Below are 23,523 nucleotides of genomic sequence, written 5' to 3' on the forward strand. Positions count from 1 at the left end.
CTCGCACACCACGAGCACCGGCTGAAACGCGGCGACTGTCACTCCTGCGCGCGCTGACCGCTGCTTGCAGCGGCTGAGAGTCCAGGGACTCAGCCCCGTTCCTCGGCCACGCCCTCTTGGCTTGCGCGCCGCCAGCACCGCGAGTGCCTCCTGCCGCAGCGCGTCCGTGAAGCGCCCGCGCGTACCAGCCCCCCGCTCGCTTGGCCGTATCCGTCCGACGGACGACGTGCTGCGGGGTGTTGCCGGGATGAGTGTGGCAGGTCATCCCTCGACGGATGCTGAAGAGAGCTGAGAAGCCGGAGTGGGTACGCGTCGCGGAGGAGTTCGAAGCGAGCGGGCTGACGCAGCGGGAGTTCGCCGGGCGCCGGGGGTTGCGGCTGAGCACGGTGCAGTCATGGGTCTACCGCCGTCGGCGCCAGGTGAGCACCAAGGCCGAGCCAGCCGTGCGCATGCTCCCAGTGCAGGTGAGCAGTAGCCGACCGACGGGTGACGTTCGCGCGCTTCAATCGCCGCTCCTTCAGCGTCGCTTCACGCGGCCTGGGCGCGTTGCCCGAGGCCTTGCGCAGTTCGTCTTCGACGCGGGGGAGCTTCTCGCTCTTCTTTCCGAAGACAGTCCGCTGGAGGAGCGCGAGCTGGGATTCGATGCTGCCCACGCGCTCCTTGAGGGTGAGGTTTTCCTGCTCGAATCCGGACTGGGTCGTCGCATGCCGGAGTGAACCGGCAGGTCCACCCCAGTTCAGGACGTCGGCCGTCGGTCGCTTACGGAGGTCCAGGACGACCGGCTCCTCTTCTCGCGCACGCTCGACCTCGGGGAGGGAGACCAGTCCGATGGGTGGACCGGCCACCTCGAATCAACTCACGACGGCGTCACCTTCCCTCGGACCCGAGGCCCCCACTCCGCGCGAGCAGTGGGGGCCTCCCGTCATCGCCTACGGGCGCTGCTGAGCGAGCAACCACTCGTAGAGGTTCGGGGAGTGATACGTGTGGTCCGTGTAGTAGGCCCGGGTGTAGGCCGCATGTCCCACGTTCTCGTAGCGAGTCACCACCGTCGGTGACGGAGGCGAGCAGGCGTTCAGTCGCGCGACGAAGTCCGTGGCCGTCCGACCCCAACTGCTGTCGTTCGCCCCGTAGAACTGCCAGACCTTCACGTCCGCCTGCGCGAGATGGCACGCGTCGGTCGTCACGTTGTCCAGGTCCGGCGTCCAGATGATGCCGCCGTAGTGGGCACCATCCGTGGGGGCAATGGCCGCGATGCGCTGGGAGTTCGCGAGCGAGAACTCCACGAAGGCGGTGGTACCGAAGCCTCCCAGCGACAGGCCCGTCAGGTACACGCGCTTGGGATTGATGCGCAAGCCGGCCTGCGCGACGTCGAGCAGGCGCTCGATTTGATAGGGATGCCAGCTCGAGCCGCTCTCGCTCAACTGCGGGACGAGCACCACGAAGGACTCCGTCACCCCGTTGACGGTGAACTCCAGCGGTTGCCCCGCGTTGATCTGCGCGGGCACGCCATTGGCCAGCGTCCTGGACAGCTCCGTCGTGCCATTGCCACGCTCCCCGATGCCGTGGAGGAAGATGAGCAGCGGCCACCGACGGAGCGGGTCGGCGTCATACCCACGCGGCAACGACTCGTAGTACCCCATCTGACCGTTCCAGAGCTTGGGCACTGTGGTCACCCTTGGCGTGAGGGTGCGCTGGGTGACGGGCAGTGGTGGCGTGCTGGCACGCCGGTGGGAGAGCATCCAGTGGTAGATGTTGCTGGCCACCGGCTGCGTGGGGGAAGCGCCCGAGCCGATGATCCAATGGTCCCCCGTCGCGGGGCGCGTGTAGCGCGGCGCCGGGTCCGGCGCGGGGGAGCAGGCGTTGAGGCCGTTCACCGCGGCGTCCGTCGAACTCACGTGCACCGTGCCGTCATCCGCCGCGTGGAAGGCCCACACGGGCACGTCCTCGGTGGCCAGTCGGCAAACCTGCGACACGCCGTTCACGCTGTAGACGCGCCCGCCCGAGAAGGGAACGATGGCGGCAATCTGGCGGGCGTGCGCGTCCGAGCGCTGCGGGAAGCTCCAGGTGTGGAACGCGCCCAGCGAGAAGCCCATCAGGTACACGCGGTCCGCGTCGGCGCGGAGATTCGCCTTGGCCGAGTCGATCATCGCCTGGGTGAAGAAGTCCTGCCAGTCGCCGTAGTTTCCGTGGAGCTGCGGAATCATGACGATGAACGACTCGGTCACTCCGTTGATCGCGAACTCCAACGGCAGGTTGTCCCGGACGAGCGTCATGTTGCCGAGCACGCTCGGCAGCGACTCCGGGGTGCTGCCCTTCTCGCCGACGCCGTGGTGGAAGACGATGACCGGCCACTTGCGGTTCGGGTCCGTGTTGTACCCGCGAGGCAGCGACTCGTAGTAGTGGATGAGCTTGCCGCCCGCCGTGACGGACTTCTCGGTGAGCGTGCGCAGGAAGGGCGTACCGCTTCCCGTGCTCGGCACCACGGACACGCTCACGTCATCGGACGCGCTCGCGCCCTGGGCATCCGTCACCGTGAGGCGGAAGACGTAGGTCCCCTGCGCCAGGTTGCTCGCGACGAGCGGGGTCCAGGGGTTCTGGTAGAGCCGCGCCGTGGTGGGACCCGAGACCTGGGACCACACGAAGGTCATGCTCTGTCCCTCCGGGTCGGAGAAGGACTGCTGGAGCGCCACCGTGTTGGTGGGCAGCGGCACGGTGCGGTCGGCCCCGGCGTTCACCACGGGGGGCTGATTCACCACCACGCCACCGTCCTGCTCGATGACCTCGAGCACGCCCAGGTAGCCAAAGATGGCGCCGGGCTTCATCGTCACGGTGATGTCCAAAGCCCCGTTGGAGGGCACCAGGTTCGTCAACTGCACCACGCCGTCGATGTTGTTGGTCGCCTGCAGATCCACCGCCTGCGTGCCCACCGTGTAGCGCGTCGTCCTGTCCGCCGTGTCACCCGCCATCCGCGACGCATAGAAGCGCAGCGAGTAGGTGCCATTGATGGCCAGCCCGGAGAGGCGGACCTGCGCCTGCGAGTCCGTCGTCCCCTCGTTGGTGCCAATGAAGAACGTGTCCCGCGTGGCCGACGCGGGATAGACGGTGCTCGCGGTGGTGCCCCCGCCGTTGTAGGCGCCCGTCCAGCCCTGCCAGAACCCGTCCGTTATCTGGAGCGACAACCCCGAGCCCACGCCCGTGGCGTCCACCAGGTTGCTCAGCGATGAGCCCGTGGAGCCGAAGTGGAGATTGTTCCACCCCGGCGTGGCGGTGGGCCCGTCACCGAAGTCGACGAGGAAGCGCCGCTCGGCGGCGACGGCCTCGGAGGCGCCCCAGACCTGGAGGAGCAGTGAGACCACCGCGAACATGGGAAGTCCGGGCAGTGCCCGGCGGGGGATACGCATGATGGAGAACCCTCCTTGGTTCACCACCATGGTATCCAGGCCTGGCCATATTTACATGAATTTCGTGTTCCTTTGACTGTCGTAGTACCACTGTATCTGTATCCAGGCTGCCGGAAAGGTGGCCCCCCCGCGGGCCTTGAGACGCCGTCCGGGCTCAGCGGAGGAGGTGCCACGCGGCCCCTTCGCCCAGGTGGCCGTAGAGCGGCCGGTCCAGGGCCACGACCTCGCTGTTGAGCAGTCCCAGCAGGTGATACATCGACCGCAACCGGCCAATCTTGGTCTCGACGGCGGGGCTGTAGGCGGGGCCATTGAGGTCCTTGTTCTTCACCAGTCGGCTCGAGCCGACGCCCCCGAGGGTCGTCCGAGTCCGGCCCAGGCTGCTGCAGCTTCATTCCCCGGCTCCGCGCGTGTGACCTCATGCCTGGAGAACACTCGGCAGGCAGTGCGTGAATCTCCTCAAGTCCGTCCGTCGTCTGGCACGTTGGTGCTGCCGCGCGTCTTTGCGCCAGGTCCCGAATCGTGTGTAGGTGGTCCGGAGAGGGCAGGGAGGAAGGCTCCTCGGAGGCATCATCCAATGGTGTCTTGGATTGAAGTCAGCAGGGCCCTGTCGAGAGCGCGATGGTCATTTCAGACGCCTGTGACTTCAATGGCAACGGCGATGATGAGGTGCAGGGGGCTGGCTCGTTCCGGGTCGACTCGCCGGACAGAAGTGCGACTGTGTTTGTCGCCTGGAAGATTCCTCTGGAGTGGTAGTTGATTGGGGCTGGAACCTTCGCGTGGCCTTGATGGCAGGATTTGCGCCCGGAATGTGGCGCTAATCACTCCCTTGGTGATGTACAATCCGTGGCGGGGCCGGAAATTCTTCGTGGAGTTCCATCATGCCGCTACAATCGCGACGCCTCTTCTCGTGTCTTTGCATCTTGCTGCTGGCTGCGTGTGGAGGTGAGTCCTCCGACCTGGCCTCCCATTCCACCTCGCGCGGGTCGCTGGTCCAGGATGACTACGGAGACGTGCCGTGGGAGGCCACCCCCGTCGATCCCCATGCCGGCCCCATCGTGGGCGCCCTGGACTTCGACGGGGACCACGACGTCTTCTCCTTCACCGCCCAGGCTGGGCGCTACTACCGTTTCCAGTGCCTCTTCTCCGGCCCGCTCTCGGAGTGGACCCTTCGTCGCTTTGACGCCCAGATGCAGGGGGCGGAGACCGAGGGTGTCTGGGCGCCGCCTGGAATGGGCATCCACTTCAAGGTGGCGGTCACGGAGCCCACGTACCTGAGCATCTCCTCCCGGCCCGCGGTGACGGTGAGTCCCTACTCCTGTGAAATCGTCGAGCTGGGTTTGGACGACCATGGGGACCTGGCCGCCACCGCGACGCCCTGGAACCCATCGACCGCTGCTACGGGCGTCCTTGAGTATGTCTTCGACCGGGATGTGTTCTCGCTGTCCCTTCCGCGGGGAGCCGTCTATCGCGTGCGTTGCGAGTCGACGACGCTGAACCCCTGCAAGGTGAATGTCACCTCGCCGGTGGGGACTGCCACGGGAGCGACGGTCCAGGCAGCCGTCTTCAATGCCACGCACCCGGGGACCTACAGCGTAGAGGTCACCCCGGACTGGTACGCGCCCTTGCTCCTCAATGGTACCTACGCCCTCCAGCTCGACTACCTCGAGGCCGACGACCATGGGGACGTGCTGGAGTTCGCCACGCCGCTAAGTCCTTCGCCCACGCCCTTCACCGGCAGGGTGTCGAATGCCAAGGACCGGGATGTCTTCACCTTCTCGGCGGTACAGGACCATCTCTATCGCTTCACCTGTAGTGCGCCACCGAGCCCTGGCCTCCTGCTCCGTGACGGCGCTGGGGTGGCGGTGGAGGGCTCGGTCCATGTGTCGGGTTGGAGCACGAGTGTCTCCGTGGAGGCGCCCGCTGCTGGTGGCTATTCCGTCGAACTCTTTCACGACAACTTCGTCGGCCCCTACACCTGCGCCCTTGAGGACCTGGGGCTGGATGACCATGGGGACTCGGCCGGCGTGGCGACGGCCATCGCGTTCCCCACGACGCTCGACGGCCACCTGGAGACGCGCGGGGACGTGGATGTGTTCGCGTTCCCTGTCCAGGCGGGGCGCATCTATCGCTTCCTTCGCACGAGCGGCACGGGGAGTTCCCAGGCCCTCCAGCTCAGGAATGCCCAGGGGCAGTCGCTCCAGACCTCGAACTCCGGGCATCTGATTCATGAGGCCACGGAGGACGCGCAGTACACCCTGGAGGTGAAGCTTGATCCCGGTGGCATCCGCTACCCAGGAACGTACGTCATCGAGGCCACCGACATGGGGCCTGACGACCACGCGAACACGCAAGTGGGCGCGACCGTACTGGTGCCGGGGCAGACCGCGACGGGCTGGCGGCATCGCGAGCAGGACCGGGATGTCTTCGTCTTCCACGCGCAGGACCAGACCCTCTACAACTTGTACTGCACCGTGTGCGATCTCACCTTCGAGACGCCCAACGGGCCGGCGCGTCGGATTCACCATGGAGGCCCGACCCGGTTCTTTTTCGATCCGGTCGAGGCGGGGCCCATCTATGTCACCGTCAACCAGGCGTTCGTCGGGGCCTTCTATGACCTTCGGTTGGAGGTGGCCGCCGTGGATGACCATGGGGACGACGTGGCCCATGCCACGGTCATCACCTTCCCCTCGTCGTTCATGGCCGCGTTGGATTCCTTCTACGACGTGGATGTCTTCGCGGCCGACCTGGTGGCAGGTCAGCCGCGCAGGGTCCAGGTCCTGGGCGCCTACTCGATGTTCCAGGTGTTGGACCCGATGGGCCAGCCGGTGGCCGTGAACTCCGTGGGCGAGTTCACGCCGCTGCTCTCGGGGAGCCACCATGTCGTGGTCAAGGTCGACCCCTGGTATGCCTACCAATACGGGGCATTCCGGCTGACGCTGGACTGAGGTTGCGAAGACGGAATGCTCAGCGGCCTCTCCGCCATCACCACGGACTGCCAGGCAACGCCCGAGGGTCCGTGGACAAAGCTCGCCTGGCAGAAGAAGGGCGTGCAGGCCTGAAAGCGTGCCTCCAGGGTTGGAACGCGCCAACCCGCCGCGGGGAGGGACGCTGACGACGTGGAAGCCCGACCTCCCGGTGAATATCGCCGCGCCCATTTCGTCGGGAGGTCCATAATCCTCACTCCTTTGCGCGACGGGCCGGCCTCGCTTCGTGGACGTCCCCCATGAAGAACCCTGTCCTCGCCCTTGTCGGTCTCTGCCTGTGGCTCGTGACGCCCGGTGCCGTTCGCGCGGAGCCCCGTGCCTTCGACTTCCGAGGCGCCCGTTTCATGCGCTTGTTGGAGCCGAGCGCCTTCCAAGGAAGAGGCCTTGTGACGGAAGGCAACCGCCTCCAGGCGCTCACTTTCGACGAAGACGTCTCGGCTGACAAAGCGGTTCCCATGCACGTCTGGCTCGTGCCCATGGTGCTCATCGGCGCTGGGCTCCTCCTTGGCATCGTCATCTGCGTCGTCGAAGAGGTGGGTGATGGGGAGTGTGGGAACAGCGTCGCGATGGGCGTCGGGCTGGGGCTCGCGCTCGCGCTGGGCTATCTCCAGGTCCTCGCGGGTGATGACTTCAGCACGGACTGCTCCGACGAAGACTCCAGCTGTGATGCGGACGAGGCCCGGCGCTCCCGGTCCTCACGCAAGGGCCAGCAACCGTCCTCCCGCCCCCGGTCCAGTCTGCCCAGGTGGCTCGCCCCTTCCGTGGGAGTCGTCAATGACAGTGCCGTGTTCGGCCTCGGGGGCCACTTCTGAGACGTTCGTGAAGCTGGACGAGTACCAGCGGAAGAGGGAGGCGTCGGGGAAGCTGGTGTTGACGGGGGGGAATCTCAGCTGGAGCCAGGCACATCTTGACGCGCGAACGCGGAGCACTCGATGCGACGCGTCCCGGGTATCGCCTCACGCCGCGTCTTCGCAGCCATGAAGTCGCTCACGCGGTGCTGTGCTGTGCCGAAGCCATCTTGGACTCGATAGGAATTCGAGAGCATGGGAAGGACCGAGCCACCGCCGGAAGATGGCGACGGCAGCTTGCGAAGAGACGCTCTCTTCGCGATGAGACGGCCACACGCTGGCAATCCATCCCGGAGCCCAGGCCACGCTCCAGCGCATGAATGTATACGTCTGGGATGTATTGAGCCATCCTTGCCCGGGTCTTCATTCGACCTGGGTCTGGCCGGACCGCCGGACCGCCCTCAACCACCTCTCGTCAGGAGTCCCGCTTGCGCTCGCGCATCTCGGGGTGGTGGCCGCGTCCTTCGTGGCCCTGCCTCTTTCTCGCCGTGTTCCTCTTCGCGACCTCCACCCCCGCCCAGCAGCCGCCGGTGGACCCCTTCTTCACCAACCTGCTGGTCAACCCCGATGCGGAGACGGGAAATCTGAGCGGCTGGCAGATCACCGCCAATGGCGGCGCCGGCTGGGCGGTCATAGGAGATCCAGGGCAGCGCCGCTTCCTCACCTCCTATGCATGGAGCAGCCGAATACAGGTCGTGGACCTGTATGCGCGGGGCTTCACCCAGAAGACGCTGGCCCAGTCACCGCTCATCGTGATTCGCGAGGAGGTGCGCCACATGCACTGTCCCGACCCGTATGGCATGCGGGTGGAGTTGCTCGATGTGGACATGAACGTGGTGACGTTCTGGGACTCCGGCGTGAGGACCACCACCGGCCCCTGCGTGCCGGGACTGGGGGACGTCGTGCTGCTGGAGCACACCTTCCGCGACTATGGCCCCAGCGTCCGGTACGTGCGCTGGTCCGATGGGGGCCAGGATTCGGAGCACTGGGGCGGCCACTATGGCGTGGCGCTCGACAACGCGATGCTCACCGTCTTCGACGACAACCATCCCTCCTGGTTCAACAACCTGCTGGAGAATGGCGGCGCGGAGACCGGGAACCTGGATGGCTGGCAGGTGGATGCCAATGGCGGCGCCGGCTGGCTCGCCGTGGCGGACCCCGACCAGCCCTACTTCATCACGTCCTATGCGTGGAACCTTCGCCACCAGCTCGTGGACCTCTGGGAGCATGGGTTCGACCCGGACACGCTCGCGCGCCAGCCGCTCATCCGCGTCTCGGAGCGCTTCACCCAGACGTACTGCCCCGGAGACGCCTACTTCCTCAAGGCCCAGCTGCTGGACGAGAACCTGGCCGTCGTCGCGTCCTGGGACTCGGGGGTGCGCACCCACGAACAGCTCTGCTCCTGGGGCGAGAAGGATTGGGTGACGCTCTCCCATGTCTTCGCCGACTACGGGCCCAACGTCCGCTATGTGCGCTTCGAGGACGGCGGCAAGGATGGGGAGCAGTGGGGGGGCCAGTACGGCACCATCCTCGACGACGCGGCGCTCGTCGTCTTCGGGGAGAATCTGTTGACCAATCCCGGCGTCCAGACCGGAGGCTTGACCGGTTGGCAGCTCGCGCCGACAGGCGCCGCCACGGTGGTGCCGGCGGCGCGCGACGGCATCTCCGGCAACCTGGGCCTCCAGACCCAGGCCACGCAGGTGACGCGAACCCAGGTGGTGGACCTGGTGGCGCGAGGCGTCTCGGACCTGCTGCTCGACAGCGAGCCCACCCTCTTCGTCTCGGGCCTGTACCGGTCCACCGACTGCGTGTCGCCCTACTTCCTGAAGGTGTCGCTGCTGGACGCGTCCCAGCAGGTCATCACCTCCTGGGACTCGGGCCCCCAGCTCCCCTGTCAGCAGCCCGGTGGCGACTGGGAGGAATTGTCACATGCTTTCGAGGAGATGCCGCCGGACGTCCGCTTCGTCCGGTGGGAAGACGGAGCCAGACACGGCGTACTCGACGCAGCCTTCCTGGGCATCCAGAACGTCTCCGACCACGCGCCCCACATGCCGCATCGCCGCTCACTGGAGCTGGGGAATGACTGTGGTGGAGCGGAACAGCTCGCCTGCTGGACGACCATCTGGAGACCCGGATGCACCGGCAGCCAGCGGAGCTGCTCGGAGGGCTACTACTCTTGTGAGCGAGGCTACGAGGCCGTCTGGACCGGAGCCTCCCGTCAGTGCCAGGCCAGTGTCTTCGACTGCTGCCGGCCGGCCCACTTCATCGACCCGCGCCAGGGCAATGTCCATATCACCCAGGGCCACTCCGCCCAGGTGTTCCTGAACTACATCGACAAGGTCTTCGTCCCACATCCGACGCCGACCGACGGCTGCCCGCAATCCACGCCGCTTCTGTACAGGTCCGTGGGGAAGAACTACCTGGACACGTGGTCGCCTGGAGACATCTACACAGGGAACTGGCGGGAGGTCCCGGAGTATGCGGGGGCTCGGCTGATGTTCAACGCCAACTTCTTCGATGTCTCCGTGGGTCAGCGGCCCTATTCCTCTTACTGCACCCAGGCCAAGGGACTGGTCATCAGCGAGGGGGTGCTCGTCTCGCCCGCGGGGGGCCTGTATGGACAGGCCTTGGAGACCCTGGTGTTCTACACACCGGCCGAGGCGATGCGCAGGAATCGTCCGGCGGAGATTCGCGCGGACGTCACGGGCGCGAACGCCCTCCTCTTTCGCAACGCGGTCTCCGGCTTCCGCATGCTCAGGGATGGGAAGTACGTCACGCATCCCAATGATATCGACCCGATCTGCGGACGTCCTCGGACAGCGGTGGGTCTGACGCGAGAGGGCGACATCCTTGTCGTCGCCGTCATCAACCCCGGCCAGGACGCCCAGGGGAGCTGCGTCCAGGATGGGACGACGGGGAGCACCACGCGGGGGCTGGCCGCATACATGAAGGCCCTGGGTGCCTGGGATGCACTGACCCTGGATGGCTCGGGCTCGTCCCAGCTCGCGTACTTCCAGCCGAACGCGGCGAACCCCTCCATCAAGAGCCTGCCCAGCGACGTGCGGAGCTCCCCCACGATCCGATACTACCGTCCGGTGCCTGTCTTCCTCGGCTTCGAGTAGCCACCGGACCGCGGAAGTCCTCTCGTGGGTGATGGGGACTCCCCAGTTGCTTGAGGGACTTTGGTCCCCGCCAACGTGCCGTCGGTGCGCCACAGCGTCGTGGCCCCGCCTTGGGACTGGAAGAAGAGCAGGGCGTTGCCGACTTGCAATGTCTGGTTGAAATAGAGAGCGAGGACACCGGTGAGGTTCGCCACCCGCACCGTGTCCGCGCTCGTTCCGTCCGAACTCCACGGCTCCGTGTTCGCCGACGAGGTCAGGTGGAAGAAGACAAGCCGGCCGTTGATGGCGGTGGCGCCGTGCAGCGAGGGGCCGTTGAGGTCCGGAGTGAAGTCCTCGAGGAACCGGGTTCCGCTGGTGGTCCCGTCGCTGACCCAGAGCTGCACCATCCCCGTGCCTTGGTCATGGAGCGGGAAGAAGAACTTGTTGCCCACCGCCACCGAGGCTCCCTCCGCGACGACCCCCGCCGGAAACACCCTCACCTGAACGGTGCCCGCCTCCGTGCCAGTGCTGCGCCACAACACCGCGCCGCTGCCCCCGCTCGTGGGGGTGATGGTGAAGAAGAGCGTCCCCTGGACATCGGTGAGGCCCGTCAGGTGTGTGGAGGGAGAGGCGCCCGGTGGATTGACGTAGCTGCTCGCCGGGCCTCGCCGCGCCTCATTGAGGGGGCCGCTACTCGGTGGACTTCGCCGTCCACGTCGCCCTGCAGAAGTATGGCTTCCACCTGCCACTGGCGCGCCAGGAGCGCATGTTTCAGCGAGAGGACCTGGTGGTGGACAGCCAGACGCTCTGGGACCAGCTCAACGCGCTGGCCCACCACCTGCAGCCCAGCTACGAGGCGCAGCCCGCGGTTGTCTTCTCCTCCCCGCTCATCCACGCGGACGAGACGCACTGGTACATGCTGAACCAGGGACCGGGGAAGAAGTGGTACGCGTGGACGGTGGCCTGTGCGGACGCGGTGTACCACCGGATTCTGCCCAGTCGCTCCGGGGCCACCGCGAAGCTGGTACTCGGTGACAACGCGGGCGTCGTCATGGTGGATGGCTACGCCGCCTACCAGACGGTGACGAAGCCTGGAGCGGATGGGCCAGCCTCCCGCTCCCCGGTGTTTTGCTGGGCCCACGTGCGACGCAAATTCGTGGAGGCCGAGAGAGTGGCCCCCGTGTGCGCCGAGGTGCTGTCGCTCATTGGCCAGCTGTATGCCATTGAGGCCGACCTACCACAACCGCACGTACTGCGGGGGGAGCAACAGGCCGCGGCACTGGCGCAACGGCTCGCGGTGCGACAGGAGAAGTCCGCTGGTGGCTGTCATCCGCGAGTGGGCGCTGGCCCGCTGACCGTCTTCCTCTCCAACCCATGGGTGCCGCTGGACAACAACCTGGTGGAGCGGCAGCTGCGCGACATGGTGGTGGGCCGCAAGAATCACTACGGCTCCAAGTCGCTGCGCGGCACCGAGGTGGCGGCCCTCTTCTACTCGCTGATTGAGACGGCCCGCCTGCGCGGTGAGGACCCGGGGCGCTACCTGCTGCACGCTGCGCTCGCCGCCATCGAGACTCCCGGCACCGTCACGCTCCCGTCCAGCTCCGACTGACACCACCGCGCCCATCGAAGCCGGGCGGGGGCACATCCACGCCCCGTCCAGATGGGGCGCGGCGAGCTGTTACCCATGGGCTTCCCTGGTGGTCTCCGCATTCCTGTAGTTGAGTCAGTCCATGCGAAAACTCTTCCTCCTCTGCTTGCCGCTGTTCGCCTGTGTGACGACGAAGTCCGTCCCGGTCCCGGCTTCTGCCGACTCCAGCGCGTTGCATCAGGTGAAGCGGGTGAAGGTGGCCGAGGGGGTCGAGCTCGAGCTGCTCGACTTCGGAGGCCAGGGACCCGCGCTCGTCTTCCTGTCGGGCCTGGGCAACACGGGCCATGTGTTCGACACCTTCGCGCCGCAGTTCACCGCGGCCCATCACGTCTACGCCGTCACCCGCCGGGGATTTGGCTCGTCGAGCTGGCCCGAGCAGGGCTACGACACCGCCACCCTGGGCGAGGACGTCGTCCGGGTGCTGGAGGGGCTGGGAATCGCGAAGGCGTCATTCGTGGGCCACTCCGTCGCCGGGCCAGAGCTCACCTGGGTGGCAACCCATCACCCGGAGCGCGTGGAGAAGGTGGTCTACCTGGACGTGAGGACCAACGGTGACCTGCTGGCGGAGCTCCTTACGGTCCTGCCCATGCCTCCTCCGAGCGAGCCCGCTCCCGAGGACGTGGCCTCACGCGCCGCGCTCGCCGCCGCGGTCGCGCGTAACGTCGGAGGAGCGTTCCCCGCGCACGAGATCGACGAGGCGAACGAGTTCGATCCGAAGACCGGGCACTACCTGCGCGACCGCAAGTGGCCGCACGCGGAGGAGCGGGTGATGAAGGGTTTCTCGAAGGTGGACTTCGCGGCCGTGACGGCGGCCGTGCTCTTCCTCTACGTGGATCAGCCTCGGTTCGGGCGGCCGGAGGACCTCCCAGGCTTCTCCCAAATGGACCTTCCCGTGCAGGAGAAGTTGAGGAACCTGAGGGCCAGGGCGCTCCAGCGGGACGCCGAAATGCTGAGCGTGATGAGCATGCCGAACTGGAAGGGCATCAAGCTCGAGCACGCGCGGCACTACGTCTGGCTCACCAACCATGACGAGGTGCTGCGCGAGATGAAGACCTTCCTCGAGACATTTTGAAAGGGCGGCGAAGGCGCGCTGGATGAGCGCATCTCCTGTTTCCACACTTCGAGCAAGCGAACACGTCCAGCGCTTTCCGTCCTGCGTAGCAGCCTGGCGAGAGTCCAATCGTGGTGTGCGCTCCTTCTTCGGCTCCTCCCTCGTCGCGGCAAAGGACGGGCTCTCTTCCTCCGGCTCCGGCCTCGCCCCGGCTTGGGGGAAATGGCTCGCCTGCGCGGTGAAGACCCGGGATGCTACCTGCTGCGCGCCGCCCTTGCCGCCATCGAGAATCCCGGTACCGGCCAGCTCCGACTGACCACGGCTTCCGCTCTCCGGGTCAGGCCCGGCGGGAGCTGATGCTGAAGCAACCCGCCTGATTACGACCCGCCTGGTGTCTCAACAATCCAGTGCGGTACAAGAGGCCACTTAGTTGGGGCAGCCGTTTGGCCCGTAGCAATGGAAGCAGGCATTGTTGCAGTTTGTTCCATTGCAGAGCGCGACATCGGCACTGCCGTGGCAGGCGGGAATGGTGAGGTCCTCCATGCTGTACTTGGTGATGATGTCCCCACACGCGGTAATGGCATCCGTCGCGCCCGAATTGGCATCCACCGACATGGCGTTGAAGTCATAGGTGGGGCCGCTTTCGGGCCGGCCCACGGTCCACTGGCCCATGGTCACCTTCTTCGCTGCGTTGGCGGCAGAGAAATCCCCTACCCTGACGTTCCACATATCCAGGGGGGCGAGCTGGATGCTGCCGCTGCCCGACCAGCCGGCGCGGCTGAAGTTGAAAGTCACAGGCCCGTTTCCACTGCAGTTATGCACCGCGAAGTGCATTGAGTGCCCCGAATGCTGGAACGTCACCGGGCCATTCCAACTGGTGGTGCGCAGACGAACGCTAGTTGAATTGCGGCGGACCCTGTCGCAAGGGAGAAGGGCCGGCGTGCATGCGCTGGGCTCGTCGCTGCCGAGCGGGTTCTCGCAGCCCTCGCAGTAGTAGTCGCTCACGGTGGCGGTGAAGACGGGATTGCCTGCCGGAGGCTGCCCGCACGTGGGGTCACCATAGATGGATGCGGCCCAGGTTCTTTGCTGCGCCGTGCAGCTCCCCGCCAGGGAGGAGGATTGCTCGGCGAAGGATTCTGGCAGCGTGGCGAGCTCGGCCGCGTTGTCCCGCCGGAGCTGCTCTCTCTGCGAGGAGGTGCGCGTGAGGCTCTCGCGGCTCCGCAGGGCCGCCGGCGGGGGCTGGGAGTCGGGCGCCACGGCCAGGAACACCTCCTCCGCCGAGTGCTTCAGGAAGAAGTGGGGCGCCACGAGCGGGCGATGCGGGAACTTCGCGACGACGGCCATGCCGACGTCACCGTTCTGGCCCGCCAGCCAGATGACAGCGCTGTCCGCGTCTCCGACGCGGGCCAGCTCGCCAGGGAGGGGAGTCCGGGGCAGCTCGGCGTGCGCGGGAGTCACGCCCACGAGGCAGACGGCGCTGGCGAGCGCCAGCGCGAGAAAGGACACGGATGATTTCAAGGAGGAGGCTCCAGTAGGCGACGGCGTCCATTCGCCGTCACTCCCTGGAACGGGAAATCCCCCGGATTCTCCTCACCCAATCTCAGGCGCGAGAGGCCCGCGCCGCGTCCTGGCGCTCACCGGGGCGCGGTCGTGGGCTGTCTGATATGTCAACGGCGGTGCGCTCGCGGTTGGTTATCCGCCGGGCGCCGCGAGGGCTCATCCCTCCCTGACGCTGGTCTACGAGCTCGCGCGGCGCGGTGGCCGGTATGGCATCGCGGCGGCCCTCATCGGAGGAGGGCAGGGCAACGCAGTGTTCGTCGGGGCGCTCTGAGTCAGGCGGAGCGACGCTCCTTCGGCCACATCGAGGCGCGTTCGCAGCCAGCCCACCCCTGCCTCCACCTGGTCCTGGCGGACGAAGCCGGCGATGGACTCCGGGCGCGTCTGTCCGTCGCGATGGTGAGCGCGAGCGTGGGGCCGGTATCGCCGTCACCTGCTGCCCGCGCTGGGTGCGCAGGCGCCCCTCAGAAATTCGTGAGCCTGTATTGGCTTGCATTGATGCACGCGTTCGCGTGAGATGCCGGCGGCCCGGCCGGGGTGCCTGTTTGGAGTTGCCTCCGCTTGCCCATGCCCGACCTTTCCCTGTCACTTCGCTCTTGTCGCCCGTTCCTCGGGCTCGCCTTGTGCTGTCTCGCGCTCGTGGGCCCGCGTGCCGCCGCGCAGGACGCCTCCGCTCCGTCACAGCCGTCCGATGGTCCTCACCTGGGGTTGGGCGTTCGGATGGCCTATGGCATCCCGAAGGAGAAGGTCTCCGAGGCCTCGGGGCTGGCCATGGGCCTCGAGGGTCTCATCGCGCCCCAGGTGGATGTCTCGTGGTTCTTCTCGTCCCACCTCTCCCTCGGCCTGTATGGCCAGTACGGGGTGGGGCGGTACTCGCGCTTCTGCTCGGAGGAGTCGTGTCGCGGCGGCGTGCTGCGCCTGGGCGTGGGCCTGCAGTACCAGTTCGCGCCGGAGAGTCCCTGGAGCCCCTGGCTGGGGGCGGGCGTGGGCTATCAGCGTCACATGCAGAAGGAGCACCTCGCGTATGGGGACACTTCAACCGTCGAGTCGGGGTTCGAGCTCATGCGGCTCGAGGCGGGCCTTGACTTCACGTTCGCTGGCCGCTTCCGGGTGGGCCCCTACGTCACGGGCAGCATGTCCTCATACTTCTGGCGCTCCATGAAAACGGACGGCTACCCGGCGTCATCGACGTCCGCAAACTCCGACCTGGAGTTCTGGGTGATGCCTGGCGTGCGCTTCCAGGCGCGACTGTAGCGCTCGGGTGGCGGCTTCAGGCGGGAGGGCTCGGGGGCGGGATGCGGACGCCCTCGATGACGACCTTGAGGCCGCGAGGCTCGTTGCGACGCTTCGTAGTCGATGCCGACGTCGAGGAGCCTCGCCGGGCGCTCCTCGACGGATGGACCGCTACGACCCCTCGTCCAGAACGCGGCGGCGCTACGGTGTGAGCGTCGCGTTGAACGAGTAGTGGCCTGCGCCCTGCGTCACGCCGGTGGTGGGGAAGGTCCCGGGCATCGCGCCGTACGTCCTGCTGACCCAACGCTCGGTCCCTGACCCGCTGCCATAGGCAAGGACGGTGCTGCCGCTGTTCAACCCCACCACGAGCCAATAGGTACCCGCCGGGAGGGAGACCGGCGTGACGACGTTGACGGTGTTCCACCCGACCACGGGGACGAACGACGTTGTCGTCGCCTTGAGGCTGCCGGGCGCGCCACCAGCGAGGCTGTCATAGACGGCCAGGGTCAGGTTGCCAGTCGAGGTCCCCAAGGCCTTGACGTTGATTCTCAAGGTCTGGAGCGTGGCCGTTTGTGTCAGCGCAACCTGGTTGCCGACCAGCAGATCCGCGAGGCCCGAGTCCGTGCCCGACAGGATGTTCGTCTCACCGATGGTGATTGACGAACTCGAGCTGGTCACGAACGAGTTCACCTGACCCACGCCGGTGCCGTCGGTGCTGCTGGCGAGCGCGCAGAAGTAGTACGTGGTGCCAGCCGTCAGGCCGGTGAGAGGCTGATTGAAGGTGACCGGGGTGCTTCCGCCGCCAAGGCTGACGCCGCCGCTGGTCGGGGCGCGGGTCCCGAAGGTGTCGTTGCAGCTTCCGGGATGGGTCGCGCTGTAGCGGAACCAGCCGGTGGTCGCGGCACCATTGGGGGTGCCCGCCCCGTTCAACGTGGTGCTGCTCGAAGTGACGCTGGTCGCATCCGAGGTGACGACGGTTGGAGCGGCTCCCGTGGCCGAAGTGGTGAACGACAGCACCGCGCTCGCGGGCGTCACTCCCACCGGATTGCTGGCGATGGCGCAGAAGTAGTACGTGGTGCTCGCCGCGAGCCCCGTCACTGGCTGGGTGTACGTGAGCGTCGAGCCGCCGCTGCCCAGGCTCACGCCACCGGTGGCGGGAGCGCGAGTTCCAAAGGTGTCGTCGCAGCTGCCGGGGTGGGTGGAGCTGTACCGGAACCAGCCCGTGCTCTGCGCGCCATGGGGGTTGGCCGAGCCGTTGAGCGAGGCGCCTGATGCGCCGACATTGCTTGCCGCCGAGGTGGTCGCGGTCGGAGCCACTGCGCCGCTGCATGGGGCATTGGTGTTGAGGGTGAGCACCCAGTCGTTGCAGGTGGTGGACTGCGGCGCCGCGTCGTCACAGTTCGACTGGTGGCTCGTGGTCCACGGAGGGGTGGTGAAGTCCTGGGTCCCGGTGTTGGCGAAACTGGTGCCGACGGTCGTGTACGCACCGTTGGTGGGGTTGAACCATTTGACAGTGGAGGTGCCGCACAGCTTCGTCATGTCCACGCGGACGGTGCGGGACGACGGGATGTAGATGACCACCGCCGACCCGTTGGAGGTCCGCGCGGTCGTCGCGTAGTAGTTGGTCCGGACGGCGTTGTTGCCATAGCAGCTGGTGCTGTTGCTCCCGCTGGTGCACATGCCCTGGGTCACGATGGTGCTTCCGTTGACCGGGTCACCGGGCCCTCGGTCGGGGACCAGGTCCCACCAGTTGAACCCACTGGGACCATCGAAGAAGGTCCGCAAGTGCTGCATGAAGAGGGCGCCTGGGTGCGTCGGGTTGTTGAGCAGGGACTTGTTGGGGAACGGCGCCCCCAGTTGCCACTCATGAGACGCCCCGTAGAGAGTGCCGACGGAGCCGGAGGTGATGGACCACCAGGCGACCTTCCGGGTGTCTCGCCCAGTCACTCCTTCGTCTTCATACTTGGGCTCCATCAGGAAGCTGGGCATGATCGCCGGCAGGGTTCGCCCATAGTCAACGTGCTGTTTGTAGTAGGCCGCGTTGTAGTTGTAGACGCCGCTGAGGGTGACAAGGCCTCCCCACACCGACCAGTCGCCATCCAGGGAGCTGGTCCCGGTGGTGGGGGCGAGCTGGAGCACGAAGAGCTTCGGCTTGACGGTGTCCGTGCTCTTGATGCCGCTCGCCACCGCGGCCATGCGCGCCTTGTCATTGACGTCGACATCGAAGTAGTCGCCGCCCATCCACCAGACGATGTTGTGGTGGTTCTTGTAGCGGTTGCCGAGATACTGGCCGTACTGGTTCGCCCGTGTCGTTCCATTCGCGACGAGGGTCTCGTGGAAGCCGACGGGACCGTCGATGGGCGTCGTGAAGAGCACGATGTTGTTCTGGTTGGCGGCCGCCACCAGGGCATCGACCCGGGCGAAGTAGGCCTCGTTCGGCGTGCTCAAGTCCCAGCAAGGGCCATAGTCGCAAGTCTGGGCGAGCGTCCCGGTGAAGGGCTTGATGCCGTCCCAGGTGGAGGAGTCAGGTTTGGAGTAGTCCTGAATCAACCAGACATCCGCGGCGTTGACGCCCTGGCTGGCCTTGGTGGCGAAGATGGTATTGAAGTCTGCGGGGTCGACTCCGGTGACGATGGATTGGGGATTGAATCCGTTCACGAGGAACGGGACGTTGTTCTGGTCGACCAGGTAGCGCTGGTTGGCGCTGACCTTCAGTGGGAAGGTGAAGGTTGGTCCGATGCTCTTCTGGCCCGTGGTGTCGAGAGCAACGGCGTCGCCTGAAGTTTCGACCTGCGCCGAACAGGCTGTCATCACCGAGCAGATGGCGCCGAGCAGGGCCATCCGTAGAAGGCGGGCAGGGCGGCCCGATTCAGAAACGCCAACGTCATTGGGACTGCATGTCCATGAGCTCATGAAACAACTCCGAGTAACCCAGCCAGCGAACCGGCTTCGCGGCTGGAATGAGGCACCCTGTCGTGCGCGAACCGGGAAGGAACCCCCGCGAAATCGCGGAGGGGCATCACGACTGGACGAGGGGTCGTCCAAGCCGTGGTGCTCATCGTGCGGTGAGTGCGGCCCACGCTCCTCTGGAGGTCGGCACGGAGGGAATCACCTGGCAGGCGTCGATGACCTTCCTGTCGAACCTCATTCGCGCAACACCTTCGTCGAGAGTGTGGGGGCTCTACGCATGAGGCCCGCCAGACTTTCCTGGAACTTTACGGGGTGTTTTTCAGCAGCGGGGCCCCCCGGACAAGTCCTGCGCGGTGACGCGCGACCGAGGGCCGCCCCATGCGTGGTGCCGTCCGGCAGTGGGCGCTTCATCCGATAGGCGATGCGGCCGTCCTCCGCTCGTGACAGCCGCTCCAGCGCACCGGGGGCCCGCGCTTCTCACAGGTGCCTGTTACTCCATCGAATCAGTGCCCTGGACCAGCGACGTCACATCGATCTCCGCCCCAACCACATACAAGGGCTCCGACGGAGTGAAACGCCACGTCAAGCACTGGCCGGCCAGATTTCTGCCGTAGACGGGGCCTTCGTGCTTGGGGCCTAGATGGAAGGCACGATTCTTTCCAGGAAAGCCCTGCGATTCGTCAATGTAGACGGCGTAAGCGCCGACGGTGCAGGACTCAGGGGAGACATGGGACACCGGTGTCGTGCATGCGGCATCCGCGAAATATCCGGGCTCGAGGTTGATCAAGTGTTGGCTTGGATAGCAGCGAAGCGTGCCCGTGGGGTCTGGCCTGAACGTACACCGCGTCTCCAATTGCGTATCGACAATCTGGGTGGGCACCTTCACGGCCCCTCCCAGCTCCACGCCGCGCACCGTGAGTCGGCCATGGGTCTTGAGGTCGACCTCCTTCGCCTCGACCCAATTCCTGGCGGGAAGCTCGGCGCCCGCCCGGTAGTAGCGGACGTACCGTGGCTGAGGCGGCCGAGGCTGGCACCCGGGGTTGTTTTCACCGAGGGAACCATAGACCTGGCTGACTTCCTCGCCGACAGCCACGACATGCAGACCCGAAGGGCACGTCTCTTCCGGATTGGCATACACCGCGAAGCGCGGCGCGGTGCAGAAGAGGTAGGAGGTCGTCGCGAATGCAGGTTCGGTGCACGCCGGGTCTACCGAGGCGGAGGCGCTCGCGCCTGTCGACTCACCCGACGGCAAGCAGCGAAGTGTCCCGTCACGCGCCAACCGAACGGTGCATTCCGTATCGCGGGTGGTGTCTTGGAGCGACTGGAAGCTCTCCGAGCCATCCTCGCCCTTGATGGTGTAGGCCTTGATGCCCCTGCCGCTCTGCTTCTCCTGAAGGACGCCACGAACGAGGTAGTCGCTGGCGGCCACCTCGGGTCCCACCCGGTAGAGGTAGGCGGCGTATCTCACTTCCCGAACGCAATCTCCGTTGTAGTCCCGCTGGAAGTAGCTCTCACTCCAGGCCTCCCCCACGGTGTGGAAGCGTTGAAGCCCATCACAGGTGCCATCCGTCTTCGAGATGAGGGTGTTGGGGCCCGGGGGGGTGGAGAAGTAGGCGAGGGGGATGGAGCAGTTGGCGTCGGTGTAGCCCTGGAGGCGGCTGTCCTCGGCGTCCGTGATGTTGCCCGTGTCGGAGGCTACGCAGTAGTAGGCCCCATCGGGCGCCGCTTTCTGCCAGGTACAGGGCGTCTGGAACTGGCTGTCATAGAGCTGCTTGAACCAGCGCAAGCCATCGCTCGTGGAGAGGACCCTGGCCTTGAGCCGTGAGCCGTCCACGTGGCGCTCGATGGGCTCCGTCGCCACGGGCTCCGTCGTATCACCGCAGCCCGCTCCCCAGAGTGCGGCCAGGACCAGCCCGGTATAGATGCGCCCCATGATGTTCTCCTCGAATGAGTCGATACAGGGCGTGGCATGACGGCCGCGCCCAGCCAGCGCTCGAGCCGGCATCCGTCCTTTATCGTGCCGAGGAGAGGTGATGGCAACCCGCCGGGTGTGATGGCCAACCAACAGGGGCCTCTTCTTGACTTCCGTGCGGGAGGCAACGGCTCCCCGAGCCTGAAGCCGGCATCCCTCAATTCATCGATTCAGTCCCCTCGACGAGCGAGGTCGCCTCGATTTCCGCCCCAACCTCATACACGGACGCCGGCGGCGCCCCTTCCAGCTCCGCGCATCTTCCCGCTTGGGCACCGTCCGCCTGGACGACATAGACGGGGCCTTCGTGCTTGGGGCCCAGATGGAAGGCGCGGTACCGCAGCCAAGGGCCCTGGGCGAAGTCCACGAAGACGGCGTACCCGCCGACAGTGCAGGGCGCGGGGAAGACAGGGGACACCCGCGTCGTGCATGCGGCATCCGCGAAGTATCCGAGCTTGAGGTCGATGCCGTGGCCCGCGGGGAAGCAGCGTTCCGTGCCCGAGGGGTCCGGATTGAAGAAGCACTCCGTCCCCAACTGTGTGTCGAAGAGCCTGGCGGGAACCTTCACCGCCCCTGCCACCTCCGCGCCGCGCACGATGAGTCGGCCATGCACCTTGAGGTCGATCTCCTTCGCCTCGGGCCAGCTCGTGGCGGGAAGCTCCGCGCCCGCCCGGTAGTAGCGGCCCTCCCGTGACCCAGGTGTGAGCGGCCGGCACGTGGGGTCGACTGCACTGGCGGGCGCGTAGACCTGGGTGACTTCCTCTCCAACCGCGATGACCTTCACGTTCGGAGAGCACGCATCGTCCCCGTCGCTCATCAGCGAGAATCGAGGCGGGGTGCAGGCGCGGGGGGTGAACGTCGTGAGCGCGGGCTCTGTGCATGTCGGGTCCACCGAGACGGAGGCGAGCCAGCCCCTGGGTTCGCTGCTCGGAAGGCATCGAAGCTTCCCGTCACGCGCCCGGTTGACGACGCAGTTTGTGTCGTGGGTGGTGTCCTGGAGCGTCTCGAAGGTCTCCGACCCATCCTCGCCCGCGATGACGTAGGCCTTGATGCCCTCGCCACTCTGTTTCTCCCGCAGGGTCCCTCGAACGAAGTGGTCGCCGGTCACCAGCTCGGGGCCTATCCGGTAGTGGGTGGAGTGGCCCAGCGGTTCCCGGACGCAATCCCCGTCCTGGTTCCGGCGGTAGTAGGCCCCCGTCCAGTGCTCCCCCACGGAGTGGAAGCGTTGCAGCCCCTCGCAGGAGTCATCTGACCTCCTGATGAAGGTGTTCGGCCCCGGCGCTTGGAAGAGGTCGGTGAGCGGGTCGGTGCACTCGGCGTCGGTGTATTCATCGTCGTGGCTGAAATGCGAGCCACCTCGGGACACCAGGCCCACGCCGTCGTCCACGCAGTAGTAGGCCCCATCGGGCGCGGCCTTCTGCCAGAAACACGTTGCCTGTCGCTGGCTGTCGTAGACCCGCTTGAACCAGCGCAGGCCATCGCTCGTGGAGATGACCTGGGCCTTGAGCCGTGAGCCGTCCACGTGGCGCTCGATGGGCTCCGTCGCCACGGGCTCCGTCGTATCGCCGCAGCCCGCTCCCCAGAGTGCGGCCAGGACCAGCCCGGTATAGATGCGCCCCATGATGTTCCCCTCGTATGAGTCGATACAGGGGCCGGCATGCCGGCCACGCCCGGCCAGCGCTCGGGCTGGCCTCATATCCCTATCGTGATTCGAAGCGGTTGATGTCACTGCGATGTAACCGCGAGTCCGTCGCCCGCATATCCCTGCCCGATTCGCGAGCGCATCCAGGCGCTCTGCGCGGAGGGAGACGCACTCGCGGAGGAGGGGACCCCGCGGCGGCGCTGCGGTCCTTCAAGACCGCGTTTTAGCTGACCCCCGAGCCGTGGCTGGACTCCGAGGCCACCACGTGGGTCTGCACGGCCACCTGTGACATGTTCCAGCCTGCTCCATCATCGGCCTCGGCCATGAAGTAGACCCACGATTCCTGCGTCGTGAGGACATGGACCTCCTGATTCAGGCCGATTCCCCACCACCCGCGTGTCAGGTGCCCCCCCAGCGAGCCCCCACAGTTGGCAGTGGTGGGGAACGCGATGCAAAGCCAGATGAATAAACCGGAGGTGTTGCGGAAACGTACCTGCCGGTTGCTTGCCTTGGTTTCGCCATCCATCGAGTCAACCCCTTGATTCAAGAGCGTGCGGAGTCGCCCTTGGCGGCTCCGTGCCTCAATCGGCGGCGCGGAGCTGCTCGACGTAGGCCTGGGCGGCGGAGGCCTCCACGCCATGCAGTCGCGCCATGTCGCGCGCGATGGCGGAGGGGTCATCTCCCATGCGCAGTTGCATGCGGATGTTGTGCTCGAAGGGCTGGAGGATTCGCAGTGCGTCCGCGCCTCGGGCTTCCTGGACGACGGGCGCCGCGCGCCGGCGCGAGCGGCCCATCTCCGCGCGGGCCTGCACGTAGGTGACGATGTTGGACAGCAGGTAGTACCAGGTCACGAAGAAGGAAATCGTGCCCCACCAGCCCAGGGTGACGTTGCGCAGCGTGTGGTGCCAGAACGCCTTGCCCAGACACGCCCGGCACAGGTCGGCGGCCGTCGTATGGGAGCGACGCGCGAACAACATGCCCACGTTGTGGTGCAGCTCAACAAAGACCGTCGTCTCGGACCGGGAACAGTGGTCGCATCGCATGGCGGCGCACCCTAATGGGTTCCTCGCCCGCGTTCGAGCGCACGGATTCAAGCCCGAAAACCCGGGCGACCCGCGCACCTCCAATGGACATGGGCGAGCACCTGGAACATGGGGTCGCCGATGCCCTGGCGACCCC

The 23,523-nt window shown here is 66.4% G+C and carries 16 protein-coding genes and 1 pseudogene; 7 read left to right on the top strand and 10 right to left on the bottom strand.

Going from position 1 to position 23,523, the window contains the following annotated elements:
* Positions 1-392 precede the first annotated feature (392 nt).
* From HUA76_RS36990 to HUA76_RS37000, 3 genes are all read right to left on the bottom strand, one after another.
* Positions 393-845, bottom strand: coding sequence for a hypothetical protein (locus HUA76_RS36990; protein ID WP_174463531.1), 453 nt, complete (start codon positions 843-845; stop codon positions 393-395).
* Positions 846-929: 84 nt separating this feature from the next.
* Entirely contained in the window at positions 930-3,401 is a 2,472-nt protein-coding gene (locus HUA76_RS36995) for an Ig-like domain-containing protein (protein ID WP_174463532.1), read from the bottom strand.
* A 154-nt stretch (positions 3,402-3,555) separates the two neighbouring features.
* The gene (locus HUA76_RS37000; RefSeq protein ID WP_174463533.1) at positions 3,556-3,729 is read right to left on the bottom strand and encodes a hypothetical protein; all 174 of its coding nucleotides are present in this window, start codon (positions 3,727-3,729) and stop codon (positions 3,556-3,558) included.
* Between the two features lie 550 nt (positions 3,730-4,279).
* Between HUA76_RS37000 and HUA76_RS37005 the strand changes: the two genes are divergently transcribed.
* From HUA76_RS37005 to HUA76_RS37015, 3 genes are all read left to right on the top strand, one after another.
* Positions 4,280-6,346 carry a hypothetical protein gene (locus HUA76_RS37005; RefSeq protein WP_174463534.1) on the top strand — a complete coding sequence of 689 codons (2,067 nt, stop codon included), beginning with the start codon at positions 4,280-4,282 and terminating at the stop codon, positions 6,344-6,346.
* Between the two features lie 494 nt (positions 6,347-6,840).
* On the top strand, positions 6,841-7,197 hold the full coding sequence (locus tag HUA76_RS37010) for a hypothetical protein (protein ID WP_174463535.1): 357 nt from the start codon (positions 6,841-6,843) through the stop codon (positions 7,195-7,197).
* A 464-nt stretch (positions 7,198-7,661) separates the two neighbouring features.
* Entirely contained in the window at positions 7,662-10,355 is a 2,694-nt protein-coding gene (locus HUA76_RS37015) for a phosphodiester glycosidase family protein (protein WP_174463536.1), read from the top strand.
* Here the strand turns inward: HUA76_RS37015 and HUA76_RS37020 are convergent.
* Positions 10,319-10,873 carry a hypothetical protein gene (locus HUA76_RS37020; protein WP_371823572.1) on the bottom strand — a complete coding sequence of 185 codons (555 nt, stop codon included), beginning with the start codon at positions 10,871-10,873 and terminating at the stop codon, positions 10,319-10,321. The genes HUA76_RS37015 and HUA76_RS37020 overlap by 37 nt on opposite strands.
* A 158-nt stretch (positions 10,874-11,031) precedes the next feature.
* On the opposite strand from HUA76_RS37020, the gene HUA76_RS37025 reads away from it, so the two are divergent.
* Together HUA76_RS37025 and HUA76_RS37030 are read left to right on the top strand one after the other, a co-directional pair.
* Positions 11,032-11,943 carry a transposase gene (locus HUA76_RS37025; RefSeq protein WP_174463538.1) on the top strand — a complete coding sequence of 304 codons (912 nt, stop codon included), beginning with the start codon at positions 11,032-11,034 and terminating at the stop codon, positions 11,941-11,943.
* 121 nt (positions 11,944-12,064) lie between these two features.
* A complete protein-coding gene (locus HUA76_RS37030; protein WP_217440742.1) occupies positions 12,065-13,054 on the top strand; it encodes an alpha/beta fold hydrolase in 990 nt (329 codons plus the stop codon).
* 405 nt (positions 13,055-13,459) lie between these two features.
* Here the strand turns inward: HUA76_RS37030 and HUA76_RS37035 are convergent, their stop codons facing one another.
* Entirely contained in the window at positions 13,460-14,551 is a 1,092-nt protein-coding gene (locus HUA76_RS37035) for a hypothetical protein (RefSeq protein WP_217440744.1), read from the bottom strand.
* Between the two features lie 160 nt (positions 14,552-14,711).
* Here HUA76_RS37035 and HUA76_RS45840 point away from each other — a divergent pair.
* Together HUA76_RS45840 and HUA76_RS37045 are read left to right on the top strand one after the other, a co-directional pair.
* Positions 14,712-14,864 (top strand): annotated as a pseudogene (locus HUA76_RS45840) (acetyl-CoA C-acyltransferase); the annotation flags it as partial.
* Between the two features lie 446 nt (positions 14,865-15,310).
* Positions 15,311-15,844, top strand: a complete 534-nt coding sequence (locus HUA76_RS37045) for an autotransporter outer membrane beta-barrel domain-containing protein (protein ID WP_174463539.1) — start codon at positions 15,311-15,313, stop codon at positions 15,842-15,844.
* A 180-nt stretch (positions 15,845-16,024) separates the two neighbouring features.
* On the opposite strand, the gene HUA76_RS37050 is transcribed toward HUA76_RS37045, so the two are convergent.
* The 5 genes from HUA76_RS37050 to HUA76_RS37070 all read right to left on the bottom strand — a co-directional run bounded on the left by HUA76_RS37050 (position 16,025) and on the right by HUA76_RS37070 (position 23,387).
* The gene (locus HUA76_RS37050; RefSeq protein ID WP_174463540.1) at positions 16,025-18,664 is read right to left on the bottom strand and encodes a DUF4038 domain-containing protein; all 2,640 of its coding nucleotides are present in this window, start codon (positions 18,662-18,664) and stop codon (positions 16,025-16,027) included.
* 559 nt (positions 18,665-19,223) lie between these two features.
* The gene (locus HUA76_RS37055; RefSeq protein ID WP_174463541.1) at positions 19,224-20,666 is read right to left on the bottom strand and encodes a hypothetical protein; all 1,443 of its coding nucleotides are present in this window, start codon (positions 20,664-20,666) and stop codon (positions 19,224-19,226) included.
* A 196-nt stretch (positions 20,667-20,862) separates the two neighbouring features.
* A complete protein-coding gene (locus HUA76_RS37060; protein WP_174463542.1) occupies positions 20,863-22,323 on the bottom strand; it encodes a hypothetical protein in 1,461 nt (486 codons plus the stop codon).
* A gap of 244 nt (positions 22,324-22,567) precedes the next feature.
* A complete protein-coding gene (locus HUA76_RS37065; protein WP_174463543.1) occupies positions 22,568-22,870 on the bottom strand; it encodes a hypothetical protein in 303 nt (100 codons plus the stop codon).
* A gap of 55 nt (positions 22,871-22,925) precedes the next feature.
* A complete protein-coding gene (locus HUA76_RS37070) occupies positions 22,926-23,387 on the bottom strand; it encodes a hypothetical protein (protein ID WP_174463544.1) in 462 nt (153 codons plus the stop codon).
* Positions 23,388-23,523 lie beyond the last annotated feature (136 nt).

The sequence above is a fragment of the Myxococcus sp. CA056 genome (assembly GCF_013336715.1).
Classification (GTDB): Bacteria; Myxococcota; Myxococcia; order Myxococcales; family Myxococcaceae; genus Myxococcus; species Myxococcus llanfairpwllgwyngyllgogerychwyrndrobwllllantysiliogogogochensis.